This is a genomic window from Gelidibacter sp. (assembly GCF_053579655.1).
This window is the reverse complement of sequence record NZ_JBMDWE010000001.1, coordinates 261,631-273,772: the sequence shown is the minus strand read 5'-3', so window position 1 is coordinate 273,772 and position 12,142 is coordinate 261,631. Positions and strand designations below refer to the sequence as shown.

Genomic DNA, 12,142 nt, shown 5'->3' with positions numbered 1-12,142 from the left:
TTAGAAACTAGAAACCAGTTAATGGAAAAGCTAAAAGCAGCACATTTATTTAGAGATGAACTCATCCCAATTAGTGGGAAGTTTGTTGAGCGTTACAATCAGTGCCTGAAAACTTTGGGAATTGCTGAAACAAAACTCTCGGGTTTTTCTATTGACGGAATTGGTTGGAGTCCTGAAATTGCTGAAGAAAAAAAGGAAATTCATTATCTAAATAATGGAGAGGCCAATCCAAACGGTATCATCATAACGCCATTGCAAAAGGGAAAACCTGTGTATGTGCCTTTTCATACTTTTGATAGGGATATGATGCAGCACATCTTTAAAACCTATGAAGAAAAAATCAATGATATTACGAGAGACTGTGCGATTTGCATTGATTTTGACCAATATATCGATGCCTTTTATGAGCCTTTAGATATTTTAAAATACAAGGATATTTCCATAAGTTTTAAACTGATCAACAATCTTGATAAGGAGCAAAAAAAGCAGTTTCAACTGATTGATAGCTTTAAACAGGGCAATAATTTTATTGATGAACACCTGCAGCAACAGTTGTTGGACTCGGCAAAAACCTATGGCGATTTAAGACACCGAAATTTAGAGCTCAATGAGCTTTATTTCTCAACGGATTCGTTTTACACCAGCGCATTTGGAGGTGTGTATCTATTACGAGATTTCATAGCGCCAATTATGGTGTTCGAAGATGAGAAATGGCATAAGGAAGCCATAAAAGATACGTCTCATGAGGTTTTTATTTATCACATTTCGCAACCAGAATTGCTCGATAAATTACAAGACCATTTAATTATCGAATATGATTTAGAAGAAGTGGTAAAGACACCACGCTATGAACGTATCAAAAAATTCATGTTTTCTCAGATTTTAAAGGACACCCAAAACCCAATAAAAGATATTTTGGATGACAAAGTGCTGTTCAAAGGCTATTTGAACAAAATGACGATTGAAGACCGTAAGAAAGTCATGAGTGTTGAGCTTTATCTCGAAAAAATGGAAGTCAGCAACCAATATAAATTGGCAGATATTGTAGATGTCAAACTTTTTGAAGCCTTGCAACAACCGCATTCATCATTGAGTCCGAAGCATCAGGATTTGATTTGGAAATTATTGGTTAATATTTCGCCTTTGGATGTTTTATTCTTGTATTGGTATGATAAAGAGCAGTTTTATAAAAATTATAAGGATTGGGATGAATCGTTGAAAGATTGGGTGATTGAAACCATCCGTAACAATATATAGCTAAGAGCTAGAAGCATGAAGAATAGAGTTGGAAGATTGAAGCACGAAGCATGAAGTTTTATATCTTTATAATTTAGATATTAGAGAGTTGTAATTTGAAGGTTTGATTCTTTCGCAAAAACGCGAGGAATATTTTGCAACATAAAACTTTAGCAATAAAATAAGAAATGATGTACGTAATGACTCGGTTGAGTTTTTAATATTTCATCGATAAAACGTATAAGAAATGTCATTTTTTGAAGTTTTGGAATATAAACTGAAGTTAAACTAAAGTGTTTTGCTTTCAGTTTCTTGCTTCAAACCTAAATATAAGTTTATGATTCAAATAGAAATAATTTTATTAAATAGCAATAGTCAAGCTTCGTGCTCCACGCTTCCAGCTTCCAACTTTTTTTATCATGAAATTTAAATTTGAAAATTTAATAATTTGGCAGAAAGCGATGGACTTGGGAGAGGAGATGAATGCTTTAGCATATAAGTTTCCAAAAGAAGAGCTATATAATCTTTCTTCCCAAGTTAGAAGAGCGTCAGATTCTATAGCATTGAATATTTCAGAAGGTTCAATTTTGCAATCAGATGCTGAATATAGAAAATTCTTAGGTTATGCAATAAGATCAACTGCCGAAGTAGTGACGTGTTTGCATAAAGCGAAAAGAAGAAATTGTTTGAATGAAGACGATTTTCTTAAATTCTATAAAGCATGTTTTGATTTAATGAATATGACCATTGCATTTAGGAACAGAATTAAAAAAGCATGAAGCACGAATTTGGATGCGCGAAGTAATACTTTTTTTACCACAATAATTGTTAAACTTCGCGCTTCATGCTCCCAACTTCAAACATAAATATGATAACTTATGATTGCATTAGAAATAGAATTAATCATCTGCAAGTTCAAAGCTTCGGGCTTCGAGCTTCAAACTTCCAGCTTTTACACATGACACTAGAAATTATCGTTTTTATCGGCTCAATTTTATTCGGAATTCTTCTGTATTGGAGAGAGTCAAACGGCAACGGACTGTATCGTTTTTTTAATAAAATGATGTATTCCAAAAAGCTTCAGATGTCGCCTAATGATCCTACAGGTTTTCTATATCAACAAAAATTCTTGCTGCGGTTGGTATTTGTTGGAATGATATTTCTGGTTGGAATTTTGATTGCGAGATTCCTGATTCCAATTGATGTTGCTACGATTTCAGTATTTGCTTCGAGTATTGTCGGTACGCTTTTGGGAACTTATATTGGCGGATTTATTTTAAAGTCTGAAAAAATAATTGACGCGCAAAGTGATTCTATAGAGCGAAAATTGGATGGTGCCATTGATCAAGGTCGTGATTTTATTAAGGATATTTCAACACGACAACCAAAAGTTGTAGAAGAAGCAGAAAAGGAAGTTCTCAAAGATCCGAATCAAAAAAGTGCGCGAGAACGCTTGAAGGATAAAGGATTGATGTGATTTTTGAGTAGTGAATAACGATTGAAGATTAACGATTTTTGAATTTCTGATTATATCAACTTTACGACAAACAACACACAACAGAAAAGGCCATGCTAAAAAAATATTGGAATAGAGGAAGTAGACAAAAAACCATAACCATCATTGGAGTAGTGGTTTTAATAGCATTATTGTTTTTCCTTCGTGATGATTATCAACCCTTTTTATTATGGATCAGGAAATTCATTTTTGTAATTCTGGTGATAGGTTTGGTATTGTTTTTCGGGTTGCGAAGTTTTCGAAACTCGGTCGGCGTTGGACGGCGCATTGGTATTTTGGCACTTTTAGTGTTGTTTTTTGGATCGCTTTACTACATTGGTTGGCACTTTAAGATGTATGATTATATGAAAACCTACAATGTTTTCAATCATTTGAATAAAGTTCAAATCAACGAATTGCCGCTTACACAAAACGAACGCATCCAACCATTGCGCAATATTTTCTCTATGGCCAACGAATCGGTTGGAGAAACGAAGGACGTGTCGTTGCCGCATTTGGTAAGAGTCGATGGCGAGAACAGATGGACGATGGCTATCCAGCCGTCTGAAAAATATACCATGCAGCAAATCAGTGAGAATACTGAAGAGATCTTTTCAGTTTCCAGTACCTCGCCATTTCCAAGGTTTTCCAGTGAAAATCGCATTCCTGTGACCTTTTCTATTGGCGAATCTTTAAAGTTTAGTAGAAATACTTATCATGCCGTGGTACAACGTTTCAATATTTTTCAGTTGTTTACCATGGAGCCTGGAGATACGTTTTACATGAAAAACGATTCAGGAAAATGGGTAGAAGTGGTGAGTTTGATCAAATGTAAGGGCTTCTTTTTTCCATATCCAACTTTTGGAGGTGTGATGGTCATTGATAGTGGGAAACACGACTTCAATGATTATGTGGAACGTATCTTGATCGGGAAAGGCACATATATCAGTCCAGAGGAAATGAAAAATCATCCGTTTTTGACCAAGCAGAATACGCTCTCAGAAAAAGTGTCACGCTTACAAGCGGAATCTTTAAAGTTTTTAGGCGGATTTACGGATCCATTGCCATGGAAAATGCAAACGGCCGTAAAAATTCCCGATATGCCAGACGATCAAAATGAACAGCCTTTTGTAACCGATTTCAATTTTGAGGGCGTCGATGCTAAAGCTTATAATGGTTTGTACCATTGGTTCGGATTGGAGCCCATTGGCGATGAGCGCACAAGTTTGGCCTATAGCGTATTTGTGCCTGCTGATGGCACCGATAAATTATATTATTATGATCATGCGGCCAGGAAACAAGGTTACGCCGGAGTTTCCGCAATGCCTTTAAAAATCATCGAATCCCGTAAGGAGGTGGATTGGTCGGTAAATAAACCTGTTGAATTTAGACCATATATTAAAGATATCGCGGGTAGAAGACGGATGTTTTTCTTAGGCACCGTTTCAGCAGTAAAAGAATATTCAAAAAAGTTTGATGGATCGGCCACACCAGATTTAGCACTGATTGATAGTGAATATCGTGATGTCATCTGGATTGATGTCAAACATCCAAGTCAATGGGATAAAACCGTCTATGATCAATTGAACGAAGCGTGGAGAGCCAGTGAAGGCATTGGTTATTATTATGATGAAGTCAAAACGCCATCTGACTTGGATATGATGCAAAAAGAAATGGATTCAATTCAGTCCATTCCCAAAGTGAATGCGAATACAGATCAAATAAAAAAATTACAACGTCAGATTGATTCTTTAAAATCGGTTGAGAATTGAGATTGATTTATCCTTAAGGCATTCTGTTTTCGTCATTCCAACATTCTCGTTTTTGTCATTCCGGTGTTTTATTTTTGTCATTCCGACGAAGGAGGAATCCCATACTCTTTATGAGATGTCTCCCTGCGTTCGACATGACAAAAACATAGTGTTATTATCCAAATCGCTTCTGTAAATCCGCAACTACCATCTCAATCTGGTCGTTTTTGTCTTTTCGTTCCAATAGTATTGGTGGCGATTGCCGTACTTGACAATCAGCAATGGCACATCGTTCGCAGGTTACGCCAACATCCTGGGTTTTTACTTTAGGATCTTTGAGGAAAGAAACTCTACGTTGTAGTTGTTTATTAATCAAGAGTCCGATGCTAATGCTTCGGTATTGATTCTCTTTAAATGGATCTTTTGTTGCCGAGGATAAAACCAGGTATTTCATATCGTCATCAGGATAATTCGAAATTTGCAAGTCAAAAACATGATCTTCTTTGGTCTTACTGATGGTTTTTAAAACTTTTAAAGAAATCCAACGTCGGCAATAATGTTCATTGGTTTCATTACCATGTGGCGAATGCTGCTGCGATAAGTGTAATTCTTTTTTAAGATGAAAGCGTTCACTTCCTGCACGATGCGTAAACCGTAAGAAAAATAAATCCTGAATATTAAATTCTTTGGGCAGTACGTTGGTCAGGCGTTGATAAAATGATTCTGGAGAGGCGTTGAAAGCTGCGATGATTTCTAACAACAAATGCTTATCAAAAATCTCTTTTTCAAATAGCGTGGTTAATTGTTCTGAAATGGTCTTTTTTGGCAAAATGAGTGCACCGGCAAAATACGAGGCGTAAAAATTATTCAAAACCTGATCGAAATTTTCAAATTTAATCCATGAAAAGGTATAGAGGCGTTCTTTATATTCTAAATAATTATAAGCAATTTCTTTAGCATAAATAAAAGTACGCTGAGCATCGTCCATTTGGCTGGCCAGCAAAAGTGTTTTCGTTTTTGGTACAAACACGGACCGAAGCATATCCAATGTCTGATGTTTGTCCAATTCCGTTTCATTAAGTGAATAGCCATATTCCTCAATAAGGATTTCCTTCAATTCGTCAGAGCTGATCGGTTTTTCCAAATCGATTTGATAGGATTTTGCAAACTTTATCACCGCTTGTTCAATGTCTTCAAAATAATTATGATTGGCTTCTTGAAAGGATCGTAAGGAGGCCAAATAAAAGCTTTCTCTACTGAAATTATAGTTCTGTGCAATTTCGATAATGGTACTTATAAAGGCATTGACCTTTGCCGGCGCATTCGAAACGATATCAATGAGCGTGCTTTCTTGAATCCCGAAAAGTTCCAAAGGAATTTCTTTTAGAATTTTAGATTTTAAGATATCGCCGATGGGCGCGAGGTTTTTGTCCAATTTCAAGGACACCATCTGGTCGTATGGTACTTCCAGTTTTTCAGAAAGAATGGCTATTTTATCGGGTTTTGGATATTTTTTTCCCTTTTCAATTTCGTTTAAATACGACTTTGATAATCCTGATAATTTAGATAGACCAAAAAGCGAAAGACTTCTCTCTGTCCTGAGCTGCTTTAATTTAAGTCCAAAAATAAGTTTGATATATTCTTCTTCCATGCTGACAAATATAATTGTTTTTCGCGAATATCAATTTTTAGCGAATTGAATTATTTAGCGAACGTTCGCTTGTTTTTTAAAAAAGATTTTTATATCATTGTTGTATCAAAACATCAACATCATGAAAAACAACATTTTAAGCGTACCAAAAACTCAATTCTCAGGGGTTGTAGAAAACTACTATCCTGAAATATTAACCGATGAAGCCCTCGAATTTTTATCAGTTTTACACGAAAAATTTAATCAAGAGCGTCTTGAATTACTAACAGCTAGAGAAAAACAACAAAAGCTATTTGATAAAGGCGCGTTCCCGGAATTCCCTGCTGAAACTAAAAACATCAGAGAAGGGAATTGGGTGGCTGGCGCAATTCCGAAGGACTTATTAGATAGACGTGTTGAGATTACCGGGCCTGTTGACCGAAAAATGGTCATCAATGCCCTGAATTCTGGAGCTAAAACTTTTATGGCCGATTTGGAAGACAGTAATGCACCAACTTGGGCCAATGCGATTGAAGGGCAACAGAATCTTATTGATGCCAACAACAAAACCATTTCTCTCTACGATGCTCAAAGGAGGAAATCCTATAAGCTTAATGACGAAACGGCGGTCTTAATGGTGCGTCCAAGAGGTTTACATCTCAATGAGCGCCATATGCAGATCAACAAAGAAGAGATGTCTGGTAGTTTAGTGGATTTTGGATTGTATGTTTTTCATAATACCAAAACTTTGTTAGAAAACCATTCGGCACCGTATTTCTATTTACCAAAATTGGAGCACTATTTGGAAGCACGCTGGTGGAATCAAGTTTTCGATTTCGCAGAAAATTATATGGAAGTGCCAATCGGGACTTTTAAAGCCACAGTTTTGATAGAAACCATTACGGCAAGTTTTCAGTTGGACGAAATTATCTATGAGCTTAAAGATCATATTGTCGGACTAAACTGCGGTCGTTGGGATTATATTTTCTCATATATCAAAAAATTCAGAAATCATGACAATTTTGTGGTCCCAAATCGTGATCAAGTAACGATGACCACCCCATTTATGGCGGCTTATTCAAAATTGGTCATTCAGCGTTGCCATAAACGAAGGATCCATGCCATTGGTGGGATGGCGGCTCAAATTCCGATCAAGAACAATCCAGAAGCCAACAATGCGGCCTTGGAAAAGGTCCGCTTAGATAAGGAGCGCGAAGTCAAAAATGGTCACGATGGCACTTGGGTAGCACATCCTGATTTGGTAGCGGTGGCGATGAGCGAATTTGACAAACGCATGCCAACGGCCAATCAGTTTCACGTGACCAGAGATGATGTCGTGATTACAAAAGAAAATTTAGTTGAGCTGCCTTTAGGTACAGTAACCGAAGAAGGCGTGCGGAAAAACATCAACGTCGGCATTTTATATACTGAGGCCTGGTTAAGAGGTCACGGTGCCGTAGCCTTATACAATTTGATGGAAGATGCGGCGACCGCAGAAATTTCAAGAACTCAAGTTTGGCAATGGCTGAAGAATGAAGTCGTTTTGGAAGATGGACGAAAATTCACAAGAGCGCTTTACGATACTGTTTTTGATGATGAAGTTGAAAAACTGATCAAGGAATTTGGAAAAGTAGACATGAAAAATACAAAATTCAAATTAGCGATAGAGTTGTTCAACACTTTGGTAACCAACAAGGAATTCGAAGAGTTTTTGACGTTGCCAGCCTATCAATACCTATAAAAAAAATGTCTCGCAACTACGGAAATAGTGTACGAGACGTAATTACCAAAATCTAGAAAAACTTTAATAATCAAACACAAAACTATGAAAAATTTAGCACAAAGTAATTACAGTTCTGCGGTAGAGACTGTAAGAAACCTTAAAGCAAAGTATGGCAACACTTGGCATGCCATAAACCCTGAAAGCGCAGCGCGGATGGTTACTCAAAACCGTTTTAAAACAGGATTGGATATCGCTAAATATACAGCAGCCATTATGAGAAAAGATATGGCTGAATATGATGCTGATGCTTCAAGTTACACGCAGTCTTTAGGGTGCTGGCATGGTTTTGTAGCACAACAAAATATGATTGCAGTTAAAAAGCATCACAAAACAACCAATAAAAAATACTTGTATCTATCAGGATGGATGGTTGCGGCGTTACGGTCAGAATTTGGACCATTGCCAGATCAATCGATGCATGAGAAAACAGTTGTTCCTGATTTAATAAAAGAAATTTATGATTTTTTACGGCAAGCCGACGCTATTGAGCTCAATGATTTATTCAGAAGACTTGAAAATGGCGAAGACGTCCAAGATCAAATCGATAATTTTGAAACCCACATCGTTCCAATTATTGCAGATATCGACGCAGGTTTTGGGAATGAAGAAGCGACTTATTTATTGACCAAGAAAATGATTGAAGCTGGCGCTTGTGCGATTCAAATTGAAAATCAAGTTTCTGATGCGAAACAATGTGGACATCAAGATGGAAAAGTGACGGTGCCGCACGAAGATTTTATCGCCAAACTAAATGCCATCCGATATGCCTTTCTGGAATTAGGCGTTGACGACGGAATTATTGTAGCCCGCACAGATTCAGAAGGTGCCAGTCTGACTCAAAAGTTGCCAGTGAGCAATGAACCTGGAGATTTGGCTTCACAATATTTAGCTTTTGTTGAAGCTGAAGAAATTGACATTAAAGATGCCAAAGAAGACGATGTGCTCCTAAAACGAGATGGTAAATTAGTGCGTCCTGTACGTTTGCCAAATGGTTTGTATCAATTTAAAGAGAGTTCAAATATTGATCGTGTGGTTTTAGATTGTGTGACCAGTCTTCAGAATGGTGCAGATTTACTATGGATTGAAACGCCAACACCAAATGTGAAGCAAATTGCCCATATGGTTAACAGAATTAAGAAAGCGGTTCCAAATGCAAAATTGGTGTATAATAATTCGCCTTCTTTTAACTGGACCTTAAATTTCCGTAATCAAGCTTATGATGAAATGCTTTCGGAAGGTGAAAACATGACCGCTTATGATAGAAATAATTTAATGAATGCCGAATATGATGCTTCAGAATTGTGTTATCGTGCCGATCAGAAAATCAAAACCTTCCAAAGGGATAGTGCAAGAGAAGCGGGTATTTTTCATCATTTGATTACCTTACCCACCTATCATACCACAGCGCTTCATATGAATGATTTAACGGAAGGTTATTTTGGGGAGGAAGGCATGTTGGCTTATGTAAGAGGTGTTCAGCGCCAAGAAATTCGAAAAGGCGTTGCTTGCGTAAAGCATCAACGAATGGCAGGATCCAACCTTGGCGATGACCATAAAACATTTTTTGCAGGGGATAATGCCTTAAAAGCAGATGGAAATAAAAACACCTCAAATCAATTTGAAGTGGAAACTGATAGTTCGACTGCGCTCACTAACCAAGTTGAAGTTGAAGAGAAATTGAGCGTGGTAGCCTAAATGTTTAAACAAAGATGTATTCTATAAATTAAAAACTCCAGTTTAGCGACTGGAGTTTTTAATTTAATTTAATTTAAATCGATTCTGAATTCATTATTCCTAAAATGGGAGGTCTTCTTTTTCGTCAAACAAATTAATATCGTTTTGCGCTTTTTTTAATTTGAACTCTTCTATCAATTCATCTAAATTTAAATATTCTTTAGTTGGGTTTTCTTCATAATTATATTCTTCTTGATAGTAGTAATTGTCAGCGAGGTAATCATAGTCATAATCCACTCTTCTAACTGTATTTCGATAGTCAGATTCAATTAGGTTTATATTAGTAAACTCATTCCAATCTTGATGTTTTATAAAATAGTAATCAATATTAAATTTTTTAAAAATATTATTATTTATAAACTCCAGATGATTTTCAATTTCGTCAATTATTTCAAGATGAATATCTTTTTCAACATTTTCATTTTTAAGATAATTATATTTTTCTTCTAAATCTTGTTTAAATATATGATTTAAACTTTCTAACAGACTCAACGATAAGATTTCTTCTTGTCGAAAAAATATGAAAAAATCAAAACCAAAATGATTAATAATTAATTTAGAAAAATACATGAATTCTTTAAGAGAATTTTCATTTATCAAGATGTTATAGAAAAATTCAATCTTTAAATTTGAGATTGAAAAATTTAAAAAGACGTTACTCTTAGAATTATTAAGAAATTTTTTAGAGTAAAAATGCAGTTCGGTATCGTCGATTAGAAAATCCCAATTAGTAATGCTTTCGATTAGACCAATTGTTATTTTGTATTCTGATTCTTCAATAAAATGAAAGATAAAAATGGCAGCTAAAAAATAATCCCTAGACTCATTGACATTATTAAATAATTTTGAGTGTTGATTTTTAAAGAAAGTTTTAAGATCTTGAGGGATTTCGTTTTTTGGAGTAATAAATGGCGTGTAAAAATTATACCATTGTTCAATATATCTTGACGCAAGTAAAATTCTTTCTATTTCAGATTTATTATGTTGAATAAAGTTTTTTAAGAAGTCTTGTAATGAAGGGTTTATGTAACTTACATATTTTGGTTCATAATCGCTCACAACTATAAATCCATTATTCATTCTCCTTAAACTATCATTAAATGAATCGATTGGTTTGATGTAATTATTGTTTTTCACTTCAAAATCCAGTCTATTTTGATATGCCTCATTTAATTGATTTATCGATCCTTCACCCTTGAATGAGAACAAAGTATTTAAAAGAAATCTATCATAGTCAGAAATTTGATTCATGTATGCATGGTTCCAAATTGTTTTCGGATTTTCAAGATTGCTTTCAATAAAAGTTTTGTATTCGGTTTTATTTAATTTTAAAACTTCTGAACCTGTAAAGAATTCGATTATTCTTGGGGTAAAATTGTTATGTCTACAAATGTCATGGGATAAATCTGTAATTATCTCAATTTGGTCTATACTTAAACTAGATTCATGTATGTGATTATCTAACATTCTTCTTTTCGTAGAATATGAATATGTATCCAATTCAATTTTTGCTTCAGAACGTAATGGATTAAATTTTTGTAGTCTTTCAGAATCTTGAATAAATGAGGTCAGAATGAATTTTCTAGTATTTAAAATTAAATATTTATTTTCTAGATCTTCGATTCTATTTATTATTCTTATTAAAGATATTTCAGCAGATTTTGATTTGTTTATTTCAGCTTGAGTATGGCCTAAGAAATCATCGAAATAAAATATTTGTTTAGAATTATCATCTATCAGGCTAATTTCGATATCCTTAATGTCATCATATATAATATTTAACTCAAAATCATTTTTTATATAGTCATAAATGATCATTTCGGATAACGTACTTTTTCCAACTCCAGGTTCACCTGTCAGAATGATAAATTTATTTTCTTTTAAAGTATTTTGTGCTTTGATAAAATCTCCTGTAATAACAAAAACTCTAAACTTTCTTTTGAGGACATTATTACTGAATTCCTTTCTTCTTCCGTGGAATTTATAGTTTAAGATTTTATTAAAAATTATAGAGCTTGAAAACCATAATTTATAATGTTTTTCTTCTATTTTTTTATTGTTTTTAATTAGCCTATTTAAATCTTCTCTTCCAAAAATATTATTTAGAGATTTAATATAAGGTTTGAAAATTTCCTTTATTTCTTTTTTATTCTGTTGACTTAATTCTTGAGAAGTTATAATTAGATATGATTTTGGGTTAAGTTGGAAAACCTTATCCTTTTCTGTTTTTTCTAAATCATATTTTAGTTTAGAAAAAGCTGACTTATGATAATGTTTCACTTGACCTATAATTTCATAATCATTTTCCGGAGTGGATAAAAGTATATCTATCCCTTGATCTCTACCTGCTTTAAAACTTTGAAAATGCCCAAAGTTAAATTCATCTTTAAAATAATCAGTCATTAAATCACAAGCTAATTTCTCGAAATCTAATGGGCTTAAAGTGGAAAAATCGTAGTTTGACATTAAATACTTAAAAGTAGAGTTGGTGTTGAACGCTTATTGAATTTAGT

8 protein-coding genes are annotated in these 12,142 nt (G+C 34.5%); 6 read left to right on the top strand and 2 right to left on the bottom strand.

Annotated features, from left to right (window positions below):
* Nucleotides 1-21: 21 nt before the first annotated feature.
* The 4 genes from ACOH2D_RS01120 to ACOH2D_RS01105 all read left to right on the top strand — a co-directional run bounded on the left by ACOH2D_RS01120 (nt 22) and on the right by ACOH2D_RS01105 (nt 4,503).
* On the top strand, nt 22-1,257 hold the full coding sequence (locus ACOH2D_RS01120; protein ID WP_449534127.1) for a DUF6638 family protein: 1,236 nt from the start codon (nt 22-24) through the stop codon (nt 1,255-1,257).
* A gap of 398 nt (nt 1,258-1,655) precedes the next feature.
* The gene (locus ACOH2D_RS01115; protein WP_449534126.1) at nt 1,656-2,015 is read left to right on the top strand and encodes a four helix bundle protein; all 360 of its coding nucleotides are present in this window, start codon (nt 1,656-1,658) and stop codon (nt 2,013-2,015) included.
* A gap of 179 nt (nt 2,016-2,194) precedes the next feature.
* Nucleotides 2,195-2,713, top strand: a complete 519-nt coding sequence (locus ACOH2D_RS01110; protein ID WP_348035842.1) for a hypothetical protein — start codon at nt 2,195-2,197, stop codon at nt 2,711-2,713.
* A 92-nt stretch (nt 2,714-2,805) separates the two neighbouring features.
* Nucleotides 2,806-4,503, top strand: coding sequence for an FUSC family protein (locus tag ACOH2D_RS01105; RefSeq protein WP_449534125.1), 1,698 nt, complete (start codon nt 2,806-2,808; stop codon nt 4,501-4,503).
* 154 nt (nt 4,504-4,657) lie between these two features.
* Here the strand turns inward: ACOH2D_RS01105 and ACOH2D_RS01100 are convergent, their stop codons facing one another.
* Entirely contained in the window at nt 4,658-6,133 is a 1,476-nt protein-coding gene (locus ACOH2D_RS01100; protein WP_449534124.1) for a helix-turn-helix domain-containing protein, read from the bottom strand.
* A 121-nt stretch (nt 6,134-6,254) separates the two neighbouring features.
* Here ACOH2D_RS01100 and aceB point away from each other — a divergent pair, with 121 nt between their 5' ends.
* Together aceB and ACOH2D_RS01090 are read left to right on the top strand one after the other, a co-directional pair.
* Nucleotides 6,255-7,853, top strand: a complete 1,599-nt coding sequence (gene aceB / locus ACOH2D_RS01095) for a malate synthase A (RefSeq protein WP_348035845.1) — start codon at nt 6,255-6,257, stop codon at nt 7,851-7,853.
* Nucleotides 7,854-7,937: 84 nt separating this feature from the next.
* The gene (locus ACOH2D_RS01090) at nt 7,938-9,590 is read left to right on the top strand and encodes an isocitrate lyase (RefSeq protein WP_449534123.1); all 1,653 of its coding nucleotides are present in this window, start codon (nt 7,938-7,940) and stop codon (nt 9,588-9,590) included.
* A 99-nt stretch (nt 9,591-9,689) separates the two neighbouring features.
* Here ACOH2D_RS01090 and ACOH2D_RS01085 read toward each other — a convergent pair whose 3' ends face one another.
* Nucleotides 9,690-12,095 (bottom strand): nSTAND3 domain-containing NTPase, encoded by a 2,406-nt coding sequence (locus ACOH2D_RS01085; RefSeq protein ID WP_449534122.1) that lies wholly within the window; start codon nt 12,093-12,095, stop codon nt 9,690-9,692.
* Nucleotides 12,096-12,142: the final 47 nt, after the last annotated feature.

Excerpts from the sequence above, each read along its gene's own strand:
- ACOH2D_RS01085 (WP_449534122.1), bottom strand. The coding sequence starts at position 12,095 with ATGTCAAACTACGATTTTTCCACTTTAAGCCCATTAGATTTCGAGAAA.
- ACOH2D_RS01110 (WP_348035842.1), top strand. The coding sequence starts at position 2,195 with ATGACACTAGAAATTATCGTTTTTATCGGCTCAATTTTATTCGGAATT.
- ACOH2D_RS01105 (WP_449534125.1), top strand. The coding sequence starts at position 2,806 with ATGCTAAAAAAATATTGGAATAGAGGAAGTAGACAAAAAACCATAACC.
- ACOH2D_RS01090 (WP_449534123.1), top strand. The coding sequence starts at position 7,938 with ATGAAAAATTTAGCACAAAGTAATTACAGTTCTGCGGTAGAGACTGTA.
- ACOH2D_RS01115 (WP_449534126.1), top strand. The coding sequence starts at position 1,656 with ATGAAATTTAAATTTGAAAATTTAATAATTTGGCAGAAAGCGATGGAC.
- aceB (WP_348035845.1), top strand. The coding sequence starts at position 6,255 with ATGAAAAACAACATTTTAAGCGTACCAAAAACTCAATTCTCAGGGGTT.
- ACOH2D_RS01120 (WP_449534127.1), top strand. The coding sequence starts at position 22 with ATGGAAAAGCTAAAAGCAGCACATTTATTTAGAGATGAACTCATCCCA.
- ACOH2D_RS01100 (WP_449534124.1), bottom strand. The coding sequence starts at position 6,133 with ATGGAAGAAGAATATATCAAACTTATTTTTGGACTTAAATTAAAGCAG.